Origin of the sequence: Pimelobacter simplex (genome assembly GCF_900114845.1) — a bacterium.
GTDB lineage: Bacteria > Actinomycetota > Actinomycetes > Propionibacteriales > Nocardioidaceae > Nocardioides > Nocardioides simplex.
In genome coordinates this window covers 1,431,665-1,455,940 of record NZ_FOUK01000001.1, presented here as the reverse complement: position 1 = coordinate 1,455,940, position 24,276 = coordinate 1,431,665, and the positions used below count along the sequence as shown (strand labels likewise).

20 protein-coding genes and 1 riboswitch are annotated in these 24,276 nt (G+C 74.5%); of the genes, 6 read left to right on the top strand and 14 right to left on the bottom strand.

Going from position 1 to position 24,276, the window contains the following annotated elements; translation table 11 throughout:
- Positions 1 to 7: 7 nt before the first annotated feature.
- Positions 8 to 1,090, bottom strand: a complete 1,083-nt coding sequence (locus tag BM223_RS07065) for a WD40/YVTN/BNR-like repeat-containing protein (protein ID WP_038680549.1) — start codon at positions 1,088 to 1,090, stop codon at positions 8 to 10.
- Between the two features lie 126 nt (positions 1,091 to 1,216).
- Here BM223_RS07065 and BM223_RS07060 point away from each other — a divergent pair, with 126 nt between their 5' ends.
- Positions 1,217 to 1,522, top strand: a complete 306-nt coding sequence (locus BM223_RS07060; RefSeq protein WP_038680551.1) for a hypothetical protein — start codon at positions 1,217 to 1,219, stop codon at positions 1,520 to 1,522.
- Here BM223_RS07060 and BM223_RS07055 read toward each other — a convergent pair.
- Positions 1,512 to 4,364, bottom strand: coding sequence for an ATP-binding protein (locus BM223_RS07055; protein WP_082003730.1), 2,853 nt, complete (start codon positions 4,362 to 4,364; stop codon positions 1,512 to 1,514). The two genes, BM223_RS07060 and BM223_RS07055, sit on opposite strands and share 11 nt — an antisense overlap.
- 157 nt (positions 4,365 to 4,521) lie before the next feature.
- Between BM223_RS07055 and BM223_RS07050 the strand changes: the two genes are divergently transcribed.
- Positions 4,522 to 6,435, top strand: a complete 1,914-nt coding sequence (locus BM223_RS07050; RefSeq protein ID WP_038680554.1) for a hypothetical protein — start codon at positions 4,522 to 4,524, stop codon at positions 6,433 to 6,435.
- A gap of 34 nt (positions 6,436 to 6,469) precedes the next feature.
- Complete coding sequence (locus BM223_RS07045; protein WP_052138877.1) at positions 6,470 to 7,354, top strand: EamA family transporter; 885 nt, start codon at positions 6,470 to 6,472, stop codon at positions 7,352 to 7,354.
- 13 nt (positions 7,355 to 7,367) lie between these two features.
- On the opposite strand, the gene BM223_RS07040 is transcribed toward BM223_RS07045, so the two are convergent.
- Positions 7,368 to 8,021, bottom strand: coding sequence for a hypothetical protein (locus tag BM223_RS07040; protein ID WP_141267583.1), 654 nt, complete (start codon positions 8,019 to 8,021; stop codon positions 7,368 to 7,370).
- Positions 8,022 to 8,094: 73 nt separating this feature from the next.
- Positions 8,095 to 8,808, bottom strand: a complete 714-nt coding sequence (locus tag BM223_RS07035) for a hypothetical protein (protein ID WP_141267581.1) — start codon at positions 8,806 to 8,808, stop codon at positions 8,095 to 8,097.
- A gap of 109 nt (positions 8,809 to 8,917) precedes the next feature.
- Here BM223_RS07035 and BM223_RS07030 point away from each other — a divergent pair, with 109 nt between their 5' ends.
- Together BM223_RS07030 and BM223_RS07025 are read left to right on the top strand one after the other, a co-directional pair.
- Positions 8,918 to 9,853 carry an alpha/beta fold hydrolase gene (locus tag BM223_RS07030; RefSeq protein ID WP_038680561.1) on the top strand — a complete coding sequence of 312 codons (936 nt, stop codon included), beginning with the start codon at positions 8,918 to 8,920 and terminating at the stop codon, positions 9,851 to 9,853.
- Positions 9,850 to 11,028 carry a PQQ-dependent sugar dehydrogenase gene (locus tag BM223_RS07025; protein ID WP_038680562.1) on the top strand — a complete coding sequence of 393 codons (1,179 nt, stop codon included), beginning with the start codon at positions 9,850 to 9,852 and terminating at the stop codon, positions 11,026 to 11,028. The genes BM223_RS07030 and BM223_RS07025 overlap by 4 nt, the downstream gene beginning before the upstream one ends.
- Here BM223_RS07025 and BM223_RS07020 read toward each other — a convergent pair.
- The 9 genes from BM223_RS07020 to gatC form a co-directional block, all read right to left on the bottom strand.
- Positions 11,015 to 11,824: an ECF transporter S component gene (locus tag BM223_RS07020; RefSeq protein WP_371861527.1), complete on the bottom strand. Its 810-nt coding sequence runs from the start codon at positions 11,822 to 11,824 to the stop codon at positions 11,015 to 11,017. The two genes, BM223_RS07025 and BM223_RS07020, sit on opposite strands and share 14 nt — an antisense overlap.
- A gap of 2 nt (positions 11,825 to 11,826) precedes the next feature.
- The gene (locus BM223_RS07015) at positions 11,827 to 13,431 is read right to left on the bottom strand and encodes an ABC transporter ATP-binding protein (protein WP_038680567.1); all 1,605 of its coding nucleotides are present in this window, start codon (positions 13,429 to 13,431) and stop codon (positions 11,827 to 11,829) included.
- Positions 13,428 to 14,528, bottom strand: a complete 1,101-nt coding sequence (locus BM223_RS07010; RefSeq protein WP_082003731.1) for an energy-coupling factor transporter transmembrane component T — start codon at positions 14,526 to 14,528, stop codon at positions 13,428 to 13,430. The genes BM223_RS07015 and BM223_RS07010 overlap by 4 nt, the downstream gene beginning before the upstream one ends.
- 17 nt (positions 14,529 to 14,545) lie before the next feature.
- Positions 14,546 to 15,409: a hypothetical protein gene (locus BM223_RS27840; protein WP_082003732.1), complete on the bottom strand. Its 864-nt coding sequence runs from the start codon at positions 15,407 to 15,409 to the stop codon at positions 14,546 to 14,548.
- Position 15,410: 1 nt separating this feature from the next.
- Positions 15,411 to 16,955 (bottom strand): prenyltransferase/squalene oxidase repeat-containing protein, encoded by a 1,545-nt coding sequence (locus BM223_RS07005; RefSeq protein WP_038680570.1) that lies wholly within the window; start codon positions 16,953 to 16,955, stop codon positions 15,411 to 15,413.
- Between the two features lie 94 nt (positions 16,956 to 17,049).
- A riboswitch (cobalamin riboswitch) is annotated at positions 17,050 to 17,123 on the bottom strand.
- A gap of 72 nt (positions 17,124 to 17,195) precedes the next feature.
- Complete coding sequence (locus tag BM223_RS07000) at positions 17,196 to 18,128, bottom strand: hypothetical protein (protein WP_038680572.1); 933 nt, start codon at positions 18,126 to 18,128, stop codon at positions 17,196 to 17,198.
- Between the two features lie 154 nt (positions 18,129 to 18,282).
- Positions 18,283 to 19,776 (bottom strand): Asp-tRNA(Asn)/Glu-tRNA(Gln) amidotransferase subunit GatB, encoded by a 1,494-nt coding sequence (gene gatB, locus BM223_RS06995; protein ID WP_038680574.1) that lies wholly within the window; start codon positions 19,774 to 19,776, stop codon positions 18,283 to 18,285.
- Complete coding sequence (gene gatA / locus BM223_RS06990; RefSeq protein ID WP_038680576.1) at positions 19,773 to 21,308, bottom strand: Asp-tRNA(Asn)/Glu-tRNA(Gln) amidotransferase subunit GatA; 1,536 nt, start codon at positions 21,306 to 21,308, stop codon at positions 19,773 to 19,775. The genes gatB and gatA overlap by 4 nt, the downstream gene beginning before the upstream one ends.
- Positions 21,305 to 21,604, bottom strand: coding sequence for an Asp-tRNA(Asn)/Glu-tRNA(Gln) amidotransferase subunit GatC (gatC, locus tag BM223_RS06985; protein WP_038680578.1), 300 nt, complete (start codon positions 21,602 to 21,604; stop codon positions 21,305 to 21,307). Before gatC ends, gatA begins: the two co-directional genes overlap by 4 nt.
- Positions 21,605 to 21,647: 43 nt before the next feature.
- On the opposite strand from gatC, the gene BM223_RS06980 reads away from it, so the two are divergent.
- Positions 21,648 to 22,103 carry a hypothetical protein gene (locus BM223_RS06980; protein ID WP_052138878.1) on the top strand — a complete coding sequence of 152 codons (456 nt, stop codon included), beginning with the start codon at positions 21,648 to 21,650 and terminating at the stop codon, positions 22,101 to 22,103.
- Here BM223_RS06980 and BM223_RS06975 read toward each other — a convergent pair.
- Complete coding sequence (locus BM223_RS06975) at positions 22,093 to 24,186, bottom strand: protein kinase domain-containing protein (protein WP_052138879.1); 2,094 nt, start codon at positions 24,184 to 24,186, stop codon at positions 22,093 to 22,095. The two genes, BM223_RS06980 and BM223_RS06975, sit on opposite strands and share 11 nt — an antisense overlap.
- Positions 24,187 to 24,276: the final 90 nt, after the last annotated feature.

Sequence of the window (24,276 nt, the reverse complement as noted above, 5' to 3'; positions counted from 1 at the left end):
CGACAACCTAGGCCGAGACGCCGACCTTGACCGACATGACGTCGGGCAGGTCGGCGGCGATCTGGCGCCAGCTCTCGCCGTCGTCGGCCGAGGCCCAGACCGAGCCGTTGCGGGCGCCGAGGTAGAGGCCGGCGGGGTCGTGGGAGTCGACGCAGAGGGCGTCGCGCATGACGCCGACGTAGAAGGCGTCGGGCAGGCCGGAGCCGTAGGGGGTCCAGGACTCGCCGGCGTCGTCGGAGCGCCACACCCGGGCCTTGGCGTCGGGCGGGTAGCGGCGGTCGCCGCCGCCGAGCGGGAAGACCCAGATCGTGTCCGGGCGGTGCGGGTGGACGACGATCGGGAAGCCGAAGTCGCTGGGCAGGCTGTCGCCGATCGAGGTCCAGGAGCCGCCCTCGTCGTCGGAGCGGTAGACGCCGCCGTGGTTCTGCGCGTAGAGGCGCTCGGGCCGCGACGGGTGCCGGGTGACCTTGTGGACGCACTGGCCGAACTCGGGGTAGCGCTGGTCCTCGGGCAGGAAGTCGGCGCGAATGCCGTGGTTGCGCGGCTCCCAGCTCTCGCCGCCGTCACGGGTCTGGTAGACGCCGCCGGTGGAGAGCGCCGCGGTGAGCGAGCGCTCGTCGGTGGGGTGCGGGAGCACGGTGTGGAAGGCCTGGCCGCCGTAGCCGGCGTCCCACTGGGGGCGGTGGGGGTGGTTCCAGAGCCCCTCCTCGAGCCGGAACGACTCGCCGCCGTCGGTCGAGGTGAAGACGGCGCCCGGCTCGGTGCCCGCGTGGATCACGCCGTCGCCGACCCCGGGGACGAGCTGCCAGATCCGGGCCACGGTGGCACCGGCGCCCTCGGGGAACCGGATCGCGCCGTTGGGGGTCTCGTGCCAGGTCGCGCCGAGGTCGTCGGACCACCGCAGCTGCGGGCCGAGCCAGCTCGACGAGGCACCCGCGAACAGCCGCGGTGTCGGGCTCCGGGTGTCGACCAGGCAGGAGTAGACCTCCTCCATGTCGTGGTGAGGCCCGGTGAAGGTCCAGTCGGCCCGGTCGGGTGAGGTGCCCACCCACAGGCCCTTGCGGGTCCCCACCATCAGGATCGTGCTCATCGCTGCCTCCTCGTCGGGCGTGTCCTGACCACTGTGACCCCCGCTCCGCGCAAAAGTCATCGCCCGGACGTTGTATCCGTGGCGACCACGGATGTACGACGGGCGCGGCTCCCCCACGCTGTCCCCATGACGACGCTGCTGGTCACGCTGGTGCTGGTCCCCGACCGCAGCGACGAGGTGCTGGCCCGGCTGCGCAGCGAGGTCGCGCCGTGGCTGCGCCGGCTGCCGGGTTTCGTCACCAGCCGCTGGCTGCTGAGCCCCGAGCACGACCGCTGCACGCTCGTCGTCGAGCTCGCCGGCACCGAGGCGGTCCCGGTGATCGAGGCGGCGCTGCGGCCCGGCACCCGCGACCGGGCGCGCTCGTGGTGGTGCGAGCGGATGGAGGACGTCGAGGACCTCGGCCTGGCCGTGCGGCCGAGCGTCACTCCGTAGGGGGCGCCAGGTGCGCGGCCAGCTCGCCGCGCTCGGCACTGCCGGTGCGCTGGAGGAGCCGGGCCACGTGGGTCTCGACGGTGCGCACCGAGAGGTAGAGCCGGTCGGCGATCTGCTTGTTCTGCAGACCGGCGGCCACGAGCTCGAGGACGTCGCGCTCACGGGCGGTGACGCCGAGCCGCTGCAGGTGGGGCGGCACCCGCTCGGCGCCGGCCGCCTTGCGCGGTACGGCGAAGCCGGCCTCGCGCATCGCGACCCGGCAGGCCGACGCCGCCTCGGTGAGGCCGTAGCCGACCAGGCCGTCGAGGACGTGGCGGAACCACGGCTCCGGCGTCCCCCAGCCGTCCCGGGCGGCGGCCCTCGCGACGAGCATCCGGGCGTGGAGCTCGGGCCACGGCTCGCGGCCGGGCAGCCCCCACTCGGCGTCGGCGAAGACCCGCTCGGCCTCGGCCGTCTCGCCGGCCCGGCCGAGCGCGATCGCGTCGGCGTAGCGCAGTGCGAACCAGTTGTGCGGGCTGTTGGCCTGGGGCCCGGTCCGCACCTCCTCCCGCGCGGCGGCACCGTCGTCGCCCAGCGCCGTCTCCAGGAGCGCCCAGAAGCCGCGCAGCGAGAACGGCATGCTCGGCGAGCGCCGGTGGTGGGCCATGGCCAGGTCGAGCTGGGCGTGCGCGTCGTCGTACCGGGCGTGGGCGAGGGCGACGAACGAGCGGACGTGCCCGGGGACGCCGACCGCGCGCAGCCCCTCGTCCATGGGCAGGTCGAGCGCCGTGGCGATGTCGGCCTCCATGGCGTCCGCGCGCCCGGCCAACCCGTGCGTCGCCGCCCGCAGGAGGTACGCCGTCGCGAGGTCGGGCAGCCGCAGCCGGGTCATCATCGTGGTCGCGTTGTCGATCGCGGCCATCGCCTCGTCGAGGTCGAGGTAGCGGATCCGGACCAGGTTGAGCTCGATCTCGATCCGGGCGGCGGTGGCGATGGCGCCCACGTCGAGCGCGGCCCGGCGGGCCGCGACCAGCCGGTCCTCGGTCGGCCGGCGCGCCGCCAGGTCGAGCGAGCCGAGCGCGGCGAGGAGCCGGCAGCGCCACAGCGGCAGGTCGTGGGCGTCGGCGAGCCGGTAGCCGGCCTCGAAGGCGTCCTCGGCGGCCACGTAGTCGCGGGCCCGCGCCGCCCGGCCGAGCACCTCCCAGGCCTCGCACGCGATCTCGGGGCGGTCCTCCCCCACGGCGGCGAGCGCGGCCGCGGCCCGGTCGGCCGCCGTTGCGCCGTCCTCGCGGCCGAGGGCCAGCCGGGCGGCGAGCACCTCCTCCTGCGCGGGGTCGTGGCCCGCGGCGGCGGCGAGCATCGCGGCGGCCTCGTCCCAGCTGCCGCCCGCCAGCAGCGCCCGCGCCAGCCGCAGCCGGACGGCGGCCAGCCGCCCCGGCTCGTCGGCGAGCTCCGCGGTCAGCACCTCGCCCGCGGCCAGGGCCCGCGGGACGTCGCCGGCGAGCGCGTGCACCTCGACCTCGGCCTCGCGCACCTCGGTCTCCAGCGAGCTGCCCGGCGTGCAGCGGGCGAGCGCGCGGCCCAGCGCCTCGCCCGCGCTGACCAGCGCCCCGCGGCCGATCGCGTCGCGGGCGGTGGCCAGCCAGAGCGCGACCGCGCGCTCGTCGTCGCCGGCCGCCTCGTACAGCTCGGCGAGGCGCAGGTGGTCCTCGGCGCCGTCGGCGTCCCCGGCGAGCGCGGCGAGCGCGGCGGCGAGGAGGCCGGCGAGCCGGGCCCGCTCCGGCGCGAGCAGCCCGGTCAGCACGGCCTCGCGGGTGAGCGCGTGGCGGAAGGCGAACCGCTCCCCCGACACCGGGACGACGAGCCGCTGGCCCCGCAGGTCGTGCAGCGCCGCCGCCACCTCGGTCTCCGAGAGCTCCAGCGCCGCCGCGAGGAGCCGCCAGTCGAGCTCGGGGCCGAGCATGGCGGCGGCGGTGGCGACCTGGCGGGCCTGCGGGCCGACCTCGGCCAGCCGGCCCTCGACCGAGCGCACGAAGGGCCGCGGGACGAGCACCGGCAGCGGTCCGGCGAGCGTCCAGGCGCCGCCGTCGCCGGTGGGCTCGGCGAGCACCCCCGCGTCCCGGAGGTCGGCGAGCATCTCCTCGACGAGCAGGGGGTAGCCGGCGCTGTAGCGCTGCAGCCACGCGACGACCTCGGCCGGCGGCTCGCTGCCGAGGCACGCGAGCGCGACGGCCGCCACGTCGTCGTCGGCCATCGGCGCGACCTCGACGAGCTCGGCCGAGCGGCGCCACTCGAGCGCGGTGAGCAGCTCGTTGGCGGCCGGCGATTCGTGCAGCCGGCAGGTGGCGACCACGGCGAGCGGCACCTCGCGGGCGTTGTCGCCGAGGTACTCCACCAGGGCGAGGGTCTCGGGGTCGGCCCAGTGCAGGTCCTCGACGACCAGCACGATCCCGGGCGCCGGCACGGCGCGGGCCAGCCGGAGCAGCCCCTCGCCGAGGAGCATCACCGACGACGCGCCGTCGGGCGCGACCGGGCCGAGCTGCGGCGCCAGCCGCGCGAGCGTGGGCAGGTACGGCGCGAGCAGCCGGTCGTCGGGCACCTCGTGGGTGCGCAGCCAGGCGAGCAGCGCCTCGCCGATGGGGCGCAGCGGGGTCGGCGTCCCGGAGGGGACGGCGCGGCCGGACAGCACCTCGAGCCCCGCGTCCGCCGCCTCCGCGGCGAGCGCGCCGGCGAGCCGCGACTTCCCGACGCCGGGGTCGCCGCGCAGCACCCACAGACCGCCGCGCCCGTCCCGCACGCCGTCGACCGCCGCGTGCAGGCGCGCGCGCTCGGCAGTGCGGGACACGAGCCGGGGGGAGCGCACGTCGGCATGCTATGCGCGCTCGGCCCGTGCGCGGAGCGTCTTGGCTCCGTGCCCCCGTTCCTTGCTTCCGTGCCGGGCGCGGATGTGAGCGCACCCCCACCGGGACGAACGTGGTGCCACCGGCCCACCAGGGCCCCGAACATCGAAAGGCACCACGATGCGCACCCAGCTTCTCGGACTCACCACCGCGGCCCTCGCGGTCGGCACTCTCTCCCTCGGCCTGACCGGCTCGCCCGCCTCCGCGGTCGGCGGGATCGACGGCGGCAACATCAGCGGCAGCGGCGACGTCCCGGAGTCGGTCGACGTCGTCAGCACCGGCCCCGGCGACGCCGTCGCGGCCTGGGTGCGGCCCGTTCCCGGCGGCGACAAGGTGTACGCCGCGATCGCGACCAACGGCGTCTGGTCCTCCCCCAAGGCGGTCACCACGAACGCCGTCACCGCCGGCAACGACGTCCACGTCGCCGCCAACGGCAACGGCGACATCGCCGTGGTCTGGAGCGAGTCGCTCCTCGGCGACGAGCGGGTCCGCGGCGCGCGCTACCTCGGCAACGGCACCTGGGACGGCTCGACGCCGCTCAACGTGCAGAGCGACACCGTCCAGACCACCGACGTCGCCATGGACGGCGCCGGCCGGCTCCACGTCGCCGTGGGCACGACCACCCAGGGCGTCGACCGCGTGCAGACGGCGCTGTGGCCGAAGGGCGGCGCACCGACGTTCGCCACGCTCGGCGACCACGCGTACGCACCCTCGATCGACGTCAACCCGGCCGGTGCCGCGCTGCTGTCGTACTACAGCTCCAACAACGGCGGCGACGTCATGGTCACCCGCCGCACCGCGACCACGACCTGGTCGACGGCGGTCGCCGTCGCCTGGAGCGGCTCGGTGCAGAAGGAGACGCAGGTCGGCCTGGCCGACGACGGCCGCGGCGCGGTCGGCTTCGCCGGGCAGGACAACGGCGTCTACCGGGCCTCGGTCGCCAAGGTCGGCGCGACCGGCCTGCCCGGCGCCCCGAACATCCTGTCCGGCCCCGGCGACGTGACCGCCCACCGCTCGCTCTCGGTGAGCCCCAACGGCACCCTGTGGGCGACCTGGACCGCGTTCGACGGCAACGACTACCTGGTCCGCGGCGCGATCGCGAAGCCCGACGCCGGCTTCGGCTCGTCCGGCATCGTCGACCCCGACACGTTCACCCAGACCCCCCACGTCGCGCTCGTCTCGGACCGGGGCGCCCAGGTGCTCGCCCACAACGGCGCCGACGACCTCGTCCTGCGCCACCGGACCAACCCGCTCTTCCTCTTCGGCGAGTACGACGGCGGCGCGGCCGACGGCCCGATCGCGGCCGACATGGACCGTGAGGGCAACGTGGTCGCCGTCGGTGTGGTCGAGAACGGGCTGTCGTCGTACGTCCAGGCCGACTTCCTCGACGTGGCCGGCCCGACCGGCACCGTCACCGGCCCCGGGCCGCAGGTGCTCGCGCCGTCGTTCGCCGTGACCTGGTCCGCGACCGACGCCCTCTCCGGCGTCAAGAGCACCGACCTGCTGGTCCGCTCCGCGGCCTGGAACGCCAAGTCGCTCGGCGCCCCGCAGGTGACCGGCAACGACCTCACCGGCGCGGCCAAGGTGTTCGCCGGGACGCGCGGTGCGACGTACTGCTTCGCGGTGCAGTCGGTCGACAAGACGGCCAACCTGGGGCTGCGCTCGGCCGAGCGCTGCACGAGCGTCCCGCTCGACGACCGGGCGCTGGCCGGCAAGGGCTGGAAGCGGCAGGCCAAGGCGGGACACTTCGACAACACCGTCTCGTTCACCAAGCAGCGCGGCCGGGTGCTCAAGCTCAAGGGCGTGCAGGCCAAGCGGCTCGCGCTGGTCGCCACCAAGTCGGCCAAGGGCGGCAAGGTCGCGGTGATCTGGAACGGCAAGGTGGTCCGCACGATCAGCCTCAAGGGCAAGGGCGCCCGGCTCGTCCTCCCCGTCGCCACCTTCGGCAGCGTCCAGGGCGGCACCCTCAAGATCAAGGTGATCAGCAAGACCGGCCGCAAGGTCCTCATCGACGGACTGGTCGTCGCCAAGTAACACCTGGACCCGGGCTGCCCCTTAGCGTGAGCCCGTGCAGACCGACCGCCCCACCCACGGCCCGCCGCTGGGTGTGGCGGTCGGTCTCGTTCTCCTGGGCATCTGCTCGGTCCAGCTCGGCGCCGGCTTCGCGAAGCGCCTGTTCACCGACATCGAGCCCAACGGCGTGGTCTGGCTCCGGCTGGCGACCAGCGCCGTCGTCCTGCTGCTGTGGGCCCGGCCCCGGCTGCGCGGGCGCAGCCGTGACGACTGGCTCGTCGCCGCGCGGTACGGCGCCTGCCTGGGCGCGATGAACTGGGGCATCTACCAATCGTTCTCGCGGATCCCCATCGGCGTCGCGGTCACCATCGAGTTCATCGGCCCCCTGGTGCTCGCCGCGATCGGCTTCCGCCGGCCGCGCGACCTCGGCTGGGTGGGACTCGCCGCGCTCGGCGTCCTGCTCCTCGGCTTCGAGCGCGGGCACCTCGACCCCCTCGGCGTCCTGTACGCCGTCCTCGCGGGCGCCGCGTGGGCCGGCTACATCCTGTCCAGCGCCGCCACCGGACGCCGCTGGGAGGGCATCGACGGCCTCGCCGTGGCGAGCCTGGTCGCCGTCGTCCTGCTCTCCCCCTTGCTGCTCACCGTCGACGACAGCGCCCTGGCCGACCAGCGGGTGCTGCTGCTCGGCGCCGCGGTGGGCCTGCTCAGCTCGGTCATCCCCTACAGCGCCGAGCTCGCGGCCCTGCGGACCCTGCCCGCCGCCACCTTCGGCATCCTGATGAGCATGGAGCCGGCCGCCGCCGCGCTGGCCGGTCTGGCCGTCGTCGGCGAGGAGCTCGCAGCGGTCCAGTGGGTGGCGATCGCGTGCGTCGTGGTGGCGAGCATCGGCGCCACCCGCGCGACCCGCGCCAAGGTCCACCCCGACGCCGCCGCCGGCTGAGCACGCCGGCGGTCTACCTCAGCTCGGCCGGCAGGAGCGGTGCCAGGTCACCCGGCACCAGCGCAGTGAGGGGACGGTCGTAGCTCTGCCCCGAGACCGGGTACCAGATCCGACCCGGTCCGTCGGCCACCGCGACGTAGGGCGCGCCCGCGATGTACCGGGTCTTCCCCGCCGGCACGCCGGCGTACGGGTCGGCCAGGTGCTGGTCGTCCGCCGGGTCCACCGGCTGCGCGGCGACGAAGGCGAGCGTCCCGGGCGGGATCGCCTTCTCGAGGCCCTCGCGATCGGAGAGCGTCAGCCGGACGTGGATCGGGTCGCCGACGCGTTCCTCTCCCCGGAGCACGGCGACCGGCTCGACCTCCAGCACCACCCAGTCCGGCCCCGGCTCGGTGTCCCCCTCGTAGTCGACGAACCTCGGCCCGTCGGCGACGCCGAGCACCTTGCCGACGACGACCGCGCTGAACCGGGAGGCGTTGGTCATCGGGAGCTGCGGATCGATCGCGTTGACCTCGGGCGCGGTGACGGCGGCCTTGGCTGCGGGGTCCAATGCGCTGCGGTTGATCGGGACGCCGGCGGACTGTGGGGCCGAAGCAGCGTCGACCGCCTGCGGTTCGTCGGCCGCCGCTCCGCAGCCGCCGGCGACCATGGCGAGCGCTGCGAGGGACACGACGGCGGTTGCGCTCCGCGGGCGCGGGTGGATGCGTCGGACACGGTGCTGAGTGATCATGGTTCGTCCCCTCCTAGAGCCTGGACGCGACGTCGGACACGTGGTGCGCGTTGTACCGGAGCCAGTTGCTCGAGACCTCGACATGCCCACGCACCATGCAGTCGCGGGCCCGGTCTCCCTCGCCGTTGTAGTAGCTGAAGCGGTTGGCGAAGTTCACCGGGTGGTGCTCCAAGGTCACCGTGTGCCCGAGCTCGTGGCACCAGTTGGCCTTGAAGTTCAGCTCCCGCTCTCCGCTCTGCTCTGCGCCGTCGGAGTACATGTCGTCGGTCGAGCTGAGCGCCGCCACGATCTCGGCGCGATTCGCGTTGATCCGGTAGCGGCCGCAGACCGTCGAGCTCGACCAGACCTGGCACTCCGCAGAGCCGTACACACCGGCGCCGAGGTCGCGATCGGCGAACCGGTAGTCGACGCCGGGATTGACCGCCGGATCGCACGACGCCACCGGCGTCGCTGTCATGACGGTCGAGGACACGAGGTTGTTCAGCGCCCAGCGGGCGGTGTCGCGCATCAGGGGCTTTCCGTCCATCGACGCCGTGAAGCACCACGTCGCGTCGCGACCGTCCGTTCGGCTTCCGATGTTGCAGGCGTGGCCCGCGACGGGCAGTACGACCACGGTGACGATCGCCAGGATTCCGGCCTTGAGCAACCCGGTGGGGCGCAGGAGTCTTGTTGCTGACGGGCGCATCGGCGAGACCTCCTTCCCTGCACGGCGCGCTGTGATACGCATCACAGCACCCGATGGGCTGAGGACCAACCGGATCGGTCACCCCGTGCGCAAACCGGCGATTCGGCCCGCTCGAGCCGCCTCCACCCCCGCGTCGTGCAGAATCAACGCCATGTCGACCTCCGCTCCCCGGCCCGAGCAGCGCGTCCGGTCCGCGTCGATCGCGTTCCGCGACATCCTGTCCGACGACGGGACGCACGTGCGCGCCTGGACCAACGACCCCGACGGGGTGATCGACGGCCCCACCGTCGTCCTCTGCAACGGCCTCGGCACCAACCCCTACCTCTGGCCGTGGCTGCTCGACCCCGCGTGCGGGGTCCGGGTGGTGTCGTGGAACCACCGCGGGGTCGGGGGCTCGGAGCGGCCCGCCGACAAGAAGCACGTCGAGATCGAGCACTTCGTCCAGGACGGCCTGTCCGTGATGGACCACTTCGGCATCGACAGCGCCGTCCTCATGGGGTGGTCGATGGGCGTCAACACCGCCTTCGAGCTGACCTACCGCCACCCGGAGCGGGTGCGCGGGATCTTCGCGATGTGCGGTGTCCCCGGCGACACCTTCGCCACCATGCTCGGCCCGCTCCACCTGCCGCGGCTGCTCGCCCGCGCCGTCACCGTCAACGCGTGCCGGGTGGCCAAGCACGCCGGCTGGGCGGTCAACCCGATCGTGCGCAACCTGCCGATGACGCCGGCCGTCGTCCGGCTGCTGGGGCGGACCGGCTTCATGTTCCCGATGGCCGACCCCGAGGCCGCCTCGGTCGGCCTCCAGGAGTTCCTGACCACCCCGGTCGACTGGTACGCCCACCTCGCGATCAGCACCTCGCGGCACCCGCGGGTGCGGCTGAGCAAGATCCAGGTGCCGACGATGTTCGTCTCCGCGACGTACGACGTCCTGGCCGGCGCCCGCGACATGGCCAGCGCCGCACGCCGGCTGACCGACAACGGCCAGGACAGCGCCTACGTCGAGCTGCGCGGCTCCCACTTCGTCCAGCTCGAGCAGCCCGACCGGGTGCACCGCCTGCTGCTGGAGTTCCTGGAGCACGTCGCGTGACCGGCCGCCGCCGGGCCGGCGCGGCGATCGCCGCCACCGCCGTGCTCGCCCTCCTTGCTGCGGGCTGCAGCCAGGGCGGCAACGAGAGCAAGGTCGACGTGATCAGCACCGCGACGGCCGCGCCGACCGGCTCCGTGGTCGACGGCAAGGTGATCTTCACCGTCGACGGCGTCCCCGACGTCGTCGCCACCGTGGCCAGCGGCCTCGACACGCCCTGGGGCCTGGACTTCCTGCCCGACGGGCGCGCCGTCGTCACCGAGCGCACCGGCCGGGTCCTGCTCGTCACCGCGCCCGAGGTCAGCGACGGCAAGCCCACCGACGCCGAGGGCAAGGTCGTCGAGGCCGGCCGGGTCGCCGAGGCCCGGGCGTCGGGCGAGGCCGGCCTGCTCGGCGTCGCGGTCTCCCCTGGCTTCGCCGAGGACCGGCTCGTCTACCTCTACGTCTGCACCGACGACGACAACCGCGTCGTCCGGGCCACGCTCGACGGCGACCGGCTCGGCCCGCTCGAGCCCGTCCTCACCGGCATCCCGACCGGCACCCGCCACGACGGCGGCCGGCTCGCGTTCGGCACCGACGGCTACCTCTACGTGTCGACCGGCGAGACCGGCGACGCCCAGCTCGCGCGCGACAAGAAGTCCCTCGCCGGCAAGATCCTGCGGATCACGCCCGACGGCGAGCCCGCTCCCGACAACCCGTTCGGCGACGCGGTCTGGTCCTGGGGCCACCGCAACGTCGAGGGGCTGGCGTTCGACGACCAGGGCTCGCTGTGGGCCTCGGAGTTCGGCGACCAGACCTCCGACGAGCTCAACCGGATCCTCCCCGGCGAGGACTACGGCTGGCCGCTCGCCGAGGGCGACGCCGGCCCCGACCGGTTCACCCGCCCCGCGCTGACCTGGCCCACCGACGAGGCCTCGCCGTCCGGCCTGGCGTTCTCCGGCGGCTACCTCTGGATGGCAGCCCTGCGCGGCGAGCGGCTGTGGCGGGTGAAGGTCGCCGGCGGCGAGGCCAGCGACCCGACCGCCTACTTCACCGGCCAGGGCGAGCAGACGTCGTACGGGCGGCTGCGCACCGTCGCCCGGGCGCCGGACGGCCGGCTGTGGCTGACCACGAGCAACCGCGACGGACGCGGCGACCCGGGCGCCGACGACGACCGGATCCTGCTCATCGAGCCGTAGGGCCCACCTCGACCCGGGCCCGCCGCGCAGCGCGGCGCAGGGTGGTGAGCACCGCCGGGCCGAGCAGCGCGATGGCGAGCGCGTTGGTGATCGCGCGGCCGGTGTCCCAGCCGCCGGTCGAGGTCAGCAGCGTGTAGACGACGAAGTGGTGCAGGTTGTCGAGCAGCGGCGCCCCGGGGACGTACGACAGCTCGGTGGAGTCCTGGCCCGGCACCTGCACGCCGGCCATGAACGGCCAGCCCTGCAGGTTCATCAGCAGCCCGTAGAGGTAGGCGGCGACGATGCCGTAGACCACGAGCATCGCGATCTCGCGCCCTCCGCGGACCCGCTTCGGGAGCAGGCCGGCGCCCATCCCGACCCACGCCGCGACGAGCATCTGGAACGGCAGCCACGGGCCCACGCCCGCCGTCATCAGGGCCGACGCGAAGAGCGACGTGCAGCCCAGCACGAACCCGAAGCCGGCGCCGAACACCCGGCCGCCGAGGATCAGCAGGAAGAAGACGAGCTCGAGGCCCGCCGTGCCGGCGCTGACGAGCCGCAGGACGGCGTTGACCGCGCTGAGCACGCCGAGGATGGCGAGCACCCGGGCGTCCATGCCGCCCTCGCTGAGCTCGGCCAGGACGACGGCGAGGATCACCGGCAGCAGGCCGAGGAAGAGGAACGGCGGGTCGACCCGCTGGGCGCTCGGGTCGACGTCGAGGAGCAGCGGCCACGACAGCATCAGCAGGCCGATCACCGACGTGACGCCGAGGACCAGCGTCGAGCGCAGGCTGAGCGGGACCGCCGTGCTCGTCACGCTCACAGCGCGGCCGCCACGTCGTCGACGCTGAGCCAGCCGGGACCGAGCACCTTAGTCACCTGGGGCGCGAACGACGGCGACTCGGCGACGCCGCGCGCGACCGGGCCGGCCGAGACCACCTCGCCCTCGGCGAGAACGACCAGGTCGTCGGCGGCCTGGGCGACGAACTCGACGTCGTGGGTCGCGACCAGGACGGCGCGCTCGTGGCCGGGCTCGCGGGCCAGGTCGCGCAGCAGCGCGGCGAGCGCGTGCTTGGCCGGGTAGTCGAGACCGCGGGTCGGCTCGTCGAGCAGCAGCACCGGCGGCCGCGCGGTCAGCACGATCGACACCGCCAGCGCGAGCCGCTGGCCCTCGGACAGGTCGCGCGGGTGCTGCCCGGGGTCGATGCCGGGGGCGAGCCGCTCGAGCAGGCCCGCACAGGTGCCTGAGGGCTGCCGGGCGGAGCGGTCGGCCGCGGCGCACTCGTCGGCGACGGTCTCGAGGTAGAGCAGGTCGGCCGGGCTCTGCGGCACCAGCCCGGTCGTCGTCCGGCGCTGCTCGGGCTTGAGGCCGGCGGGGTCGGACCCGGCGACCTGGACGCTGCCGCCGGCCGGCTGGTGCCGGCCCTGCAGGGTCCACATCAGCGTGGACTTCCCGGCGCCGTTGCGGCCCATCAGCGCGGTGACCGTCCCGGGGCGCAGCGTCAGGTCGACGTCGCGGACGGCGGCGGTCCGTCCGTGCGCGACCACGAGACGCCGTACGTCGACGAGGGGCGCGGCGGTGTCGTTCGGCCGGGCTCGCTCCGGCGGCTCGCCGAGGCGCTCGCGCAGCGCGGGCGCCTTGCGGCGCGCGTCACGGACCGTGAGCGGCAGCGGGTCCCAGCCGGCCAGCCGGCCGAGCTCGACGATCGGCGGCGCGATCGGCGCCTCCCGCAGGACCTCGGCCGGGTCGCCGACCTCGAGCTTCCCGCCGCCGTGCAGCAGGCAGAGCCGGTCGGCGAACGGCACGACCCGCTCGAGCCGGTGCTCGGCGACGAGCACCGAGACCCCCAGGTCGTGGACCAGGCGGGTCAGCGTCGCCAGGACGTCCTCGGCCGCCGTGGGGTCCAGCGCCGACGTCGGCTCGTCGAGCACGAGCAGCCGCGGGTGCGCCGTCAGCACCGAGCCGATGGCGACCCGCTGCTGCTGGCCGCCCGAGAGCGTGCGCAGGTCGCGGTGGCGCAGGTCGGCGATGCCGAGCAGGTCGAGCGTCTCCTCGACCCGGCGGCGCATCGTCGGCGCCGGCAGGCCCAGCTGCTCCATGCCGAACGCGAGCTCCTCCTCGACCGTGTCGGTGACGAACCAGGCCGCGGGGTTCTGCCCGACGTACCCGATGGCGTGGGCACGCTCGCGGGCCGGGAGGTCGACGATGCTGACGCCGTCGAGCAGCACGTCGCCGCTCAGCGTCCCGCCCGTGTACGACGGCACGAGTCCCGCGACCGCCCCGAGCAGGGTCGACTTGCCGGCGCCCGTGGGGCCGGCCAGGACGACCAGCTCGCCGTTGTCGATCGTGAGGTCGACCGCGTCGAGGACCGCGGGGGCCGGCGGGTCGTCGTACCGGAAGGTGAGGGCGCGCAGCTCGATCATCCGGCGAGCACCGCCTCGCGCCGCGCGACCGTGAGCGGCAGCGGTGCCACCCACACCGGCAGCACCGCCACGAGCGCGGCCGCGACGGCCAGCAGCGAGAGCCCCGGCGTCGTCAGTACTCCGGGGTGCGCCACCTGCGGCTCCCAGCGCTGCACGGCCCACATCCCCGCACCTGCGGCGATCCCGGACGCGGCGACGAGCACCTCGGGCAGCCGCCAGCGGTCGGGCCGGTAGCGCGTGCGTCCCACCCGCCGTCCGGCCAGCGCGAAACCACCGAGCGCCACCACCATGCCCAGCACCAGCATCGGCACCGCCAGCACCCGCGGCGCGGAGCTGTCGAGGAAGGCGTAGACCCCCACGCACACCCCCAGCAGGCCGGCCAGGATCAACGCCCCGGTCGCCCGCCGCTGCCCCGGGGTGAGGTCACCGGTCCGGCCGTAGCCGCGCGCATCCATGCCCGCGGCCAGCGCCAGGGAGCGGTCGAAGGAGTCCTCGAGGATCGGCACCAGCAGCCGGCGTACGCCCCGGATGCGGCGGAACCGCCCCTCCGGCCCACCTCGGAGCTGCTGCGCGGCCCGGACCCGCCGGGCGCTGTCGGCCAGCTGCGGGACGACGCTGATCGCCACCGTCATCGCCGTACCGATCTCGTAGAGGGCCGGCGGCAGCGACTTCATCAGCCGCTTCGGGTTGGCCAGCGCGTTCGCCGCGCCGACCGCGATCAGGAGCGTCGCCAGCCGGAGCCCCTCGTAGGTCGCCGCCAGCAGCTCCTCGCGCGTGAACGGCCCCAGCAGCGAGATCCCCGCCGCCCAGTCCGGCAGCGGGATCGACGGCAGCGTGAAGAGCACGTGCCCCGGCACGTCACCGCCCAGCACGATCCGGAACACGATCCGCACCACCAGCGTGATCGCGCCGAGCCAGACGTACAGCCGGAACGAGCGCGCCCACGGCTGGTCGGAGCGGCAGGTGAGGACGACGAGGGTCATCGTGCCGAGGAGGCCGACGAGCAGCAGCGGGTTCGTCGTGCAGGACGACGCGACCGCGAGCCCCACCGCCCACGCCCACCACGCCACGGGATGCAGGTCCCGCGGCAGCCTCATCGCCCCACCGCCACGGGTCAGCCCCGGCGTCGGCGCAGGATCGGCACGGCCGCGGCGCCACCCAGCACGGCGACCGCGAGCGCGGCGCCGAGCCAGACGGGGAAGCCGCCGTCGTCGTTCGGGTCGGGGGCCACGGCGGAGGCGTCGTCCGGGCCCTCGGTGATGTCGTCGACCGACGGGACGCCGGCGGTGCTGCCCGGGTCGGTGGGCTCCGGGGCGGTCGACGGCGTGGCCGACGTCGCCGGCGCCGAGGACGAGGCGCTGGCCGACGGCGTGGGCGTGGCCGTCGGGCTCACGGTGGCGGAGGTCGCGCTCGCGCTCGGCGTCGCGGCCGGCTGGCGGGTCGGCTTCGCGCTCGGCTTCGGCTGCGGCTTGGGCTTGGTCGTGGCCTTCGGCGGAGGCGCCGCTGCGGTCCGCCTCGGGTTGGCGTCGGGCGGCGCGGCATTGCCCCCACCCTCGTGCCAGGAGAACGCGACCACGCCGCCGGCAGGCACCCGGAGGCCGCCGACCCCGCGGTTCGAGTAGGTCCAGGTGGACGACGTCCCGTCGGCCCACCACAGGCTCCAGTAGGCGTCGGTGCGCATGCAGTCACCGTCGGCCGGGCGGCCGTTGATCTTGCAGACGAAGCCGTTCATTCCCGGGGCCTGGCTGTACTCGAGCCGGTAGCCGGCGTCGGCGAAGTTGCTCGCCGCCGTACCGCCCCCGTCGCTGTCGCAGCCGGCGCTGATCCCGCCGCCCAGGCTGTTCGGGTCGACGACCACGCTGATCCCCGCCGTCCCCGAGCAGGCGGCGGCCGACGCGGGCGACGACGGGAGCAGCACGACGGCGGCCGCGACGAGGAGCGTCGCGACCACGGTGCGCAGAGAGGCGGTGAGCCGCATGTCAGACGACCCGGACCGTCGCCTTGCCCGTGCGGTTGGCGAACTGCCCGACCGCGACGATCTTGGTCTTGCCCTTCTTCTTGCCGACCTTGACCTTCACCTTGACCTTGCCGGCCGCGGTCGCCGTGCGGACGACCTTCTTGGTGCCGACCTTGACCGTGGCCCGCTCCCCCGGCGCGAGGCCGGCCACGGTGACGGTGAGGCTCTTGCGCGCCTTGACCCGAGCCGGGGTCTTGACCTTGAGCTTGGCCGCACCCAGCGCCTTGACGGTGACGGACTTGCTGCCGCCGGCGTAGCGGACGGTGGCGACGTTGTTGCGGGTGACGGCGGGGGTCGTGACGGTGATGCTGCTCGAGCTCACGACCCACTGGGTCGCGCCCACGCCGGTCACGCAGGCGGTCTCGCCGCCACGCAGTCCGGTGACCTTGAGGGAGACCGGCTTGCCTGCGGCGACGTACCCGGTGGGACCGGTGATCGTCGCCGTCGTGGCCGGACGGGTCGGCAGGTACTGGAGGCCCGCGAGCGCCTGGGCTCCCGCGATCACCCAGGTCTGCTGGTCGGTGTCGGCGATGCCGAACTTGATCGCGTCCTTGATGTTCTGGTCGTCGTAGGCGAGCGCACCTACCTCACCCGGAACCGGAACGCCGCAGCCCGCGACCTCGCTGATCTGGTGATCGGCGACCCAGGTCGCCGCGGCCTGGGCCCGCTGCGTCTCGCCGGCCTCGCCCAGCGCCCAGGCGACCAGGCCGGTGCCGTTGATCTCGCTGGTGGTGCCGGTGCTGTTGACGCCCCAGTCGCCGAACCCGCCGTCGGCGCGCTGCTGGCCCTCGAGCCAGGTGATCGCGTCGTCGATGGCCGTGGCGACGGCCGGGTCGGTCTTCTGCGGCAGGAGCGCGAGGACCGTGTAGGCCGTGGCGTCGGCGCTCGAGGTGCACACGCCGTTGTAGGTGTAGCCCCACGCCGCGCCCGGGCACTGCTGCCCGATCAGCTCGGTGGTGGCCTTGGCCGCCTCGGGGCTGGCGAGACCGTGGAGCACGGACACCGCCCAGGCCTGGCCGTAGGTGTCGTCGAACGCGCCGAGCTGGCCGGTCGTGTCGTCGACGCTGTCCGCGAGCCGCTGGGCCAGGTCGATGCCGGCGACGTCGTCGAGGTCGGCTCCGACGGCGTCGTAGAAGAACGCGGCCTTCGCCACCGCGCCGGCCTTGCTCGCGTCGAAGGACGCCCCGACGTACCCGGGCAGGGCGGCGTCGAGGTCGGTGCGGAGCTGGGCGAGGACCTCCGGAGCGGCGTCGGTCTCGACCAGGCTGAGCCCGAAGTCGATCGTGGTGCCGATGTCGGTGGTCGGCTGGCCGAGGTAGTTCAGGTAGCTGAACAGGCCGTCGGCGTCGAGCTGGTCGGCCAGCCACGACGCAGCAGCCGTCGCCTCCGGGTTGACCGGGGCCGCGTGCGCCTGCGGCGCCGGCCCCGGAGCGAGCAGACCGGTCGCGACGAGCGCGCCGCCTGTGACCGCCGCGGCCGCACGGCGAGCCAGGGATCGAGTGAGCATGGGATGCCTTCCCGCTGCACAGCGGGCAGGACCGGGAGGCCTGTGACCCCGCTGCTTTCCACGACAGCGTTGTGTGTCAGGACGCTCCGTGCCAGGTACTCCGGCTCGCCGCACCCCCGAGGGGCGGCCTACGGCTGCGGGTCAGCGCCGGACTCGGACCGGCTTCCCCCGCCACGGGCGTGTTCTTGATGTGTCGGGGGCAGCGTACCTCCGGACGACGCCCCCGGCCGCATCCGACCGTCAGGCTGCGAGGTTGACCAGGAGGTTCGCGAAGTGGGTGGGGGCCTGGTCCGGGACGCCGCTCTGGAGCACCCAGCTGGTGGTGACGCAGGCGGTCGCGGTGGCCTTGACGGAGATGGTGAGGTTCCGCTTGCCGAGCCGGGCGAGCGCCGGGGTCCGGTAGGTGCCGGCGAGGACGGCGGCGGTGACGTCGGTGCGCCCGTCCTTGACGGTCAGCGTGTAGCCGCAGGCGGCGTCGACGACGGTGAAGGCGACGGCGGCGGGGGTGGCCGTGTTGTTCTGGAGGGTGGCGGTGAAGGTGGCCGTGCCGTTGCGGGCGACGGTGGGGGCGGTGAGCACCTGGTACTCCTGGCCGTTGCCGAGCGCCGGCTGGCCGCCCTGCTTGACGAGGAGGTCGGCGGAGGTCGTGCCCACGGCGGGGGCGGCCTGCTCGGCGTCGAGGTAGACGTAGTCGAGGATCGCGCCGTCGGTGCTGTAGAGCAGCACCACCGAGTTGTGCCGGTACGCCGGGTCCCCGGTGGGGATGGTGATCTTCACGGTGAGCGTCTGGCTCGCCTTCGTGGCGAGGGCCTTGGTGACGTAGCCGCCCGTGGAGCCGGCGAGGGGCTGGACGTTGAGGCTGCCGTCGTAGGTCTGCGCCTTCGCGGCGGTCAGGTCCTTGACCAGGACCCGGTACTGCGCGAGGTCGACGCCGCTGTTGCGGACCTGGACGCTGAACGACAGGGTCGCGCCCTCCTTGCCGACCTGGCTGACCAGCGGCGCCCGGGTGTACGACGAGCTCGCCGGCCCGCGCACGAGCAGCTCACCGGCGTGGCTGGGCGCCGCCGCCGGGGCCGGGGCCGGCGCGATCAGGACCACGAGCCCGGAGAGCAGCAGCGCGGTGGTCGCGAGGACCGCCGGTCCGCGGCGGCGCAGCGTACGGAAAAGCCCCATGTGTCACTCCCCATGCACGCGGGCCGCCACGGCGGCGGACCCGTCGGGCGCGACCCTAGACCGGCGCGGTCCCGGCGCACATGGCCCGAAACGACCATTGCCGGACCGGGCTCCCGTGTGGGATGCCCGGCCCGGCAACGGAGGAGCGAGAACGTCAGGCGAGCTTCTCGAGGACCAGCTCGCGCACCCGGCCGGCGTCGGCCTGGCCGCGCATCTCCTTCATGACGGCGCCGATGAGCGCGCCGGCCGCGGCGACCTTGCCGTCGCGGATCTTGTCGGCGATGTCGGGGTTCTCGGCGATGGCCTTGTCGACGGCCGCCGACAGCGCGCCCTCGTCGGAGACGACGGCGAGCCCGCGGGCGGCGATGATCTCCTCGGGCGTGCCCTCGCCGGCGAGCAGGCCGTCGAAGACCTGGCGGGCCAGCTTGTCGTTGATCGTCTTGGCGTCGACGAGCGCCTGCACCGCGGCCACCTGGGCCGGGGTGACGGAGAGCTCGGTGAGCTCGACGCCGGCGTCGTTGGCACGCCGGGCGAGCTCGGTGAGCCACCACTTGCGCGCGGCCTGGGGCGCCGCGCCGGCCGCCACGGTCTGCTCGACGAGGTCGAGCGCGCCGGCACCGACGGTGTCGCGCATCTCGAGGTCGGTGAAGCCCCACTCGCCCTGCAGGCGGACCCGCTTGGTGGCGGGGTTCTCGGGCAGCGTCGCGCGCAGCTCCTCGACCCACTCGCGGCTCGGCGCGACCGGGACCAGGTCCGGCTCGGGGAAGTAGCGGTAGTCCTCGGCGTCGGACTTCTCGCGCCCCGACGACGTCGACCCGTCGTTCTCGTGGAAGTGCCGGGTCTCCTGGAGCACCGCGCCGCCGCCGAGCAGGATGCCCGCGTGGCGCGCCATCTCGAAGCGCACCGCCCGCTCGACCGAGCGCAGCGAGTTGACGTTCTTGGTCTCCGAGCGGGTGCCGAGCACGCCGGAGCCCTTGGGCGCCAGCGACAGGTTGACGTCGGCGCGGATCGAGCCCTGGTCCATCCGGGCGTCGGAGACGCCGAGCGCGACGATCAGGTCGCGGATCGCGGAGACGTAGGCCTTCGCGACCAGGGGGGCCTTGTCGCCCGTGCCGAGGATCGGCTTGGTGACGATCTCGATGAGGGGGATGCCGGCCCGGTTGTAGTCGACCAGCGAGTAGTCGGCGCCGTGGATCCGGCCGTCGGAGCCACCGACGTGGCTGGACTTGCCGGTGTCCTCCTCCATGTGGGCGCGCTCGATCTCGATCCGGAAGGTCTCGCCCTCGACGTCGACGTCGAGGTAGCCCTCGAAGGCGATCGGCTCGTCGTACTGCGAGGTCTGGAAGTTCTTCGGCATGTCCGGGTAGAAGTAGTTCTTCCGGGCGAAGCGGCACCACTCGGCGATCTCGCAGTTGAGCGCGAGGCCGATCCGGATGGCCGACTCGACGGCCTTGCCGTTGACCACGGGCATCGCGCCGGGGAGGCCCAGGCAGGTCGGGCAGACCTGCGTGTTGGGCTCGCCGCCGAAGACGGCCGGGCAGCCGCAGAACATCTTGGTGTTGGTGTTGAGCTCGACGTGGATCTCCAGGCCCAGGGCCGGGTCGAACTTCTCGACGACCTCGTCGAACGGAACGAGAACCTCGGTCATCGTGCACCTGCTTCCCGGAGGTCGAGCTTGTCGAGACTGAGGATCGGGCCACCCCAGCGGGTGGTCAGCGCGGCCTCGACGGCCGCCCCGACCCGGTAGAGCCGGTCGTCGGCGAGCGCCGGCGCCAGCACCTGCAGGCCGACCGGGAGGCCGTCCTCGTCCGCCAGGCCCGCCGGCACCGAGATGCCGGGGACGCCGGCCAGGTTGGCCGGGATCGTCGCGAGGTCCTGCAGGTACATCGCCAGCGGGTCGTCCAGCTTGTCGCCCAGCCGGAACGCCGTGGTCGGGGACGTCGGCGAGACCAGCACGTCGACGTTCTCGAAGGCCGCCGTGAAGTCGCGCGAGATGAGCGTGCGGACCTTCTGGGCCTGCCCGTAGTAGGCGTCGTAGTAGCCGCTCGACAGCGCGTAGGTGCCGATCATGATGCGGCGCTTCACCTCGTCGCCGAAGCCGGCGTCGCGGGTGGCCTTCATGACCGCCTCGGCGCTCGGGTCGCCGTCGGGGACGACGCGCAGGCCGTAGCGCATGGCGTCGAACTTGGCGAGGTTGGACGAGCACTCCGCCGGCAGGATCAGGTAGTAGGTCGCCATCGCGTGCACGAACGAGGGGCACGAGATCTCGGTGACCTCGGCGCCCATCTCCCTGAGGAGGTCGACGGACTCGGCGAACCGCTCCATCACGCCCGTCTGCCAGCCGTCTCCGGCCAGCTCCTTGATGACGCCGACGCGCAGTCCGGCGAGGTCGCCCTTCGCGCCCTCGCGCGCGGCCGCGACGTACGAGCCGACGGGCGCGTCGACCGACGTCGAGTCGCGCGGGTCGTGGCCGGCGATCAGCTCGTGCAGCAGCGCCGAGTCGAGGACGGTCCGGGTGACCGGGCCGACCTGGTCGAGGCTGTTGGCGAGCGCGACGAGGCCGTAGCGCGAGACGCCGCCGTAGGTCGGCTTGACGCCGACCGTGCCGGTGACCGCGCCGGGCTGGCGGATCGAGCCGCCGGTGTCGGTGCCGAGGGCCAGCGGCGCCTCGAAGGCCGCCACCGCCGCGGCGGAGCCGCCGCCGGAGCCGCCCGGGATGCGCGTCTGGTCCCACGGGTTGCGCGTCGGGCCGTACGCCGAGTGCTCGGTCGAGGAGCCCATCGCGAACTCGTCCATGTTGGTCTTGCCGAGGATCGGCAGACCGGCGTCCTTGATCTTGCGGACCACCGTCGCGTCGTACGGCGGCACCCAGCCCTCGAGGATCTTCGAGCCGCACGTCGTGGGCAGGCCCTGGGTCGCGAGGACGTCCTTGACCGCGATCGGGACGCCGTCGAGCAGGTGCCGGCTCTCGCCCGCGGCCCGCCGCGCGTCGGACTCGGCCGCCTGCGCCAGCGCGCCCTCGGCGTCGACGTGGAGGAAGGCGTGCACGCCCGACTCGGCCGTGCCGTCGACGGCGGCGATCCGGTCGAGGTGCACCTGGGTCAGCTCGACCGAGGTGGTCTCGCCCGCGGCCAGCGCGTCGGCCAGCTCGGCGGCGGTCTTGGTGATCAGCTCGCTCACTGCTCGTCCCCCAGGATCCGCGGGACCCGGAACCGCTGGTCCTCGGCCTCCGGCGCACCGGACAGCGCCTGCTCGGCGGTCAGGCCGGGCACGACGACGTCGTCGCGGAAGACGTTGGTCAGCGGGATCGGGTGCGAGGTCGGCGGCACGTCGTCGCCGGCCACACCGCTGATGGAAGCGACCGCCTCGAGGATCACGTTGAGCTGGGGCGCGAGGTGGTCCAGCTCGGCGTCGTCGAGGTCGATCCGGGCGAGATCGGCCAGGTGGGCCACCTCGTCGCGGGTGAGTTGAGACATGCCCGCGATTCTAGGCGCCGGAGGCATCCCTAGACTGCGCCGGGTGCACGCCTCTGTCCCCCACCCGCGCCCGCTCCCGCAGCGCGTGGTCGTGGCCGGTGGCCCGGACGAGCCGCTGAGCGCCTTCCTGGACCGGCTCGCCGCGCTCCTCGACCTGCCGGCCGTGCCGCTCGCGGACCTCTCCGGTCCCGGCGAGGTGGCCCGGCTCGCGGCGTTCGACGGCTGGGTCACCACGAGCGAGGACGAGTGGGCGCGCCCGGCGCTGCTCGAGCGCGCGGACCTCGTCGTGCTCGCCGACCTCAACGCCCCCGAGAGCTTCACCGGCCGGGTCCGGCGCACGCTGCGCCGGATCCGCCCCGACGCCCGCGAGCGGGACCGGGAGCGCGGGCCGGACCTGGCCTGGGCCGCGGGCCTCGCGCTCACCCACCCCGGGCTGGACGTCGTCCGGCTGGCCGACCCGGCGTCCGCCGAGGACTGGTTGCGCGCGCTCAGCGCGTGATGCCGACGAGCGTCGCGCTGCCGGCGCCCGGCACGGTGACGTCGCGACCGTCGGCGCGGACGACGGACCCGTCGTCGTCGAGCTGCCACAGCCGCGCCGTGCCGCTGTCCCGGTCGAGCGCGACGAGGTCGCTCGCGCGGTCGCCGGTCACGTCGGCGGCGACGATGGCCAGCCGGTCGAGCGGCCGCTCGATCCGGCCCGGTGTGCCGTCGGTCGCCCGGAACCCGTCGCCCGCGGAGAGGAGCGGGACGAGCTCGGTCCCGCCGTCGACCTTCCGTGCGACGAGCACGTCGGCCCGTCCGTCCCGGTCGAGGTCGCCCACCGTGTAGCGGCTCTCGGCGAAGGTCCAGCCCGGCTGGTCGGTCCACTTCTGCGGATCCGCGAAGGACTCGTCGCCGGCGAGGAACACCTGGATGTCGACGCCGCCGCGCGGCGGGGTCCCCATCTCGATGAGGTCGGCGCGCTCGTCGCCGTCGACGTCGCCGGCGCCGAGCCGCATCCGGTCGTAGGACCAGCCGGCGCGGCGCACCCAGGGGGTCGGCTCGGTGAACCCGGGCCCGCCGACCTCGGCGATCAGGACCTGCACCTCGATCCCGGAGTCGTCCCCGGTGAGCAGCGCGAGGTCGGTCCGCCGGTCGCCGTCGAAGTCACCCGCGGTGACGGTGAACCGCTCGGGCAGGTCCAGCCCGTCCCGCCAGCTCGTGGCCGGCGCGAAGCCGGTGCCGGTGGACAGGGCCACCCGGATCTCGCTGCCGTCGACCACCGCGAGGTCGGTCCGCCGGTCGCCGTCGAAGTCGCCGCGCACCACCTTCTCCCCCGCGTACGACGTGTCGGCCCACCGCCGCGCGGCCGCGAGCCCGCCGGAGCCCTTCGAGAGCAGCACGTCGGTCGTCCCGTCCCCCAGCACGACCAGGTCGTCGCCGTCCTTGCCGTCGACGTCGGAGCCGGTGACCGGGCTGCGCGGGGTGCCCGCGCTGGCGCTGTCGCCGGCGTCCCCGTCGCGGGCCGTGGGGTCGGCGCCGTCGCCACGGGTGCCCAGGTAGATCCCGGTCCCGGCCGCCGCGGCGACCAGCGCGAGCGCGGCGAGCCCGGCCAGCACCCGGCCACGCCGGCCGCGCGGGCGCGGCGGCTCCTCGCGGGTGATCGACGGCGTCGGCGCGGGGACGGCCGGCGGCGGAGGCGGGGGCGCAGGCGAAGGCGAAGGCGCGGGCGCGGCGTCCACCGGCGTGGTCGGCGGCGCGGCGACCGGGGTGGCCGCGGCGGCCAGCGCCCGCAGCTCGGTGGCCGCCCGGGCCGCGCTGGCCGGGCGCGCGCCGGGGTCCTTGGCCATCGCCCGCCGCAGGAAGTCGTTGACCCGCTCGGTGGTGCGGCCGCTGCCGGGCAGCTGCGGCACCGGTGCGTCCTCGTGCTGCTGGGCGAGCTGCACCAGCCCGCCCTCGTACGGCGCCCGCCCGGTCAGCAGGAACCACAGCAGGCAGCCGAGGGCGTAGATGTCGCTGGCCGGGGTGGCCGGCGCGCCCCGGAAGCGCTCCGGGGCGAGGTAGGCGTAGGTCCCGGCGACCACACCGCTGCTGGTGAGCGAGGAGTCGTCGTCGCGGGCGATGCCGAAGTCGCAGAGGTAGGCGTGCACCTGCCCCTGGCCGGGCCGGAGCAGGACGTTGTGCGGCTTCACGTCGCGGTGGACGACGCCGACGGCGTGCGCGTCGGCCAGCGCCGAGGCGACCTGCGCGACGACGTCGAGCGCCACCTCGGGCGCCGGGACGCCCTTCGCGGCGACCCGCGCGGCGAGGTCGCCGCCGGGCACGAACTGGGTGGCCAGGTAGAGGCAGCCGTCCTGCTCGCCGTGGCTGTAGACCTGGATGATGTGCGGGCTGTCGCTGCGCGCGAGCACAGTCGCCTCGCGGGCGAACCGGGCCCGGAACTCGGGCTCCTCGGCGAGCTGGATCGCCAGCACCTTGAGGGCGACCCGGCGGCCGAGTCCCTCCTCCAGCGCCTCGAAGACGATGCCCATCCCGCCCGCGCCGAGCTCGCGGGTGATCCGGTAGGGGCCGAGCCGGTCGCCGACCCCGGGGATACGTGGCACAGCAGAACTGTAGGCCCGACGCGGGGTCCGCGTAGTCCGTTCGGGCCGGGTGCTCGGGACGGAACGACCGATGCGGGACCCCGTCCCCGC

Coding starts and splice junctions, on each gene's coding strand:
- BM223_RS07065 (WP_038680549.1), bottom strand. CDS start 1,090: ATGAGCACGATCCTGATGGTGGGGACCCGCAAGGGCCTGTGGGTGGGC.
- BM223_RS07060 (WP_038680551.1), top strand. CDS start 1,217: ATGACGACGCTGCTGGTCACGCTGGTGCTGGTCCCCGACCGCAGCGAC.
- BM223_RS07050 (WP_038680554.1), top strand. CDS start 4,522: ATGCGCACCCAGCTTCTCGGACTCACCACCGCGGCCCTCGCGGTCGGC.
- BM223_RS07035 (WP_141267581.1), bottom strand. CDS start 8,808: ATGCGTATCACAGCGCGCCGTGCAGGGAAGGAGGTCTCGCCGATGCGC.
- BM223_RS07030 (WP_038680561.1), top strand. CDS start 8,918: ATGTCGACCTCCGCTCCCCGGCCCGAGCAGCGCGTCCGGTCCGCGTCG.
- BM223_RS07015 (WP_038680567.1), bottom strand. CDS start 13,431: ATGATCGAGCTGCGCGCCCTCACCTTCCGGTACGACGACCCGCCGGCC.
- BM223_RS07010 (WP_082003731.1), bottom strand. CDS start 14,528: ATGAGGCTGCCGCGGGACCTGCATCCCGTGGCGTGGTGGGCGTGGGCG.
- BM223_RS27840 (WP_082003732.1), bottom strand. CDS start 15,409: ATGCGGCTCACCGCCTCTCTGCGCACCGTGGTCGCGACGCTCCTCGTC.
- BM223_RS07005 (WP_038680570.1), bottom strand. CDS start 16,955: ATGCTCACTCGATCCCTGGCTCGCCGTGCGGCCGCGGCGGTCACAGGC.
- BM223_RS07000 (WP_038680572.1), bottom strand. CDS start 18,128: ATGGGGCTTTTCCGTACGCTGCGCCGCCGCGGACCGGCGGTCCTCGCG.
- gatB (WP_038680574.1), bottom strand. CDS start 19,776: ATGACCGAGGTTCTCGTTCCGTTCGACGAGGTCGTCGAGAAGTTCGAC.
- gatC (WP_038680578.1), bottom strand. CDS start 21,604: ATGTCTCAACTCACCCGCGACGAGGTGGCCCACCTGGCCGATCTCGCC.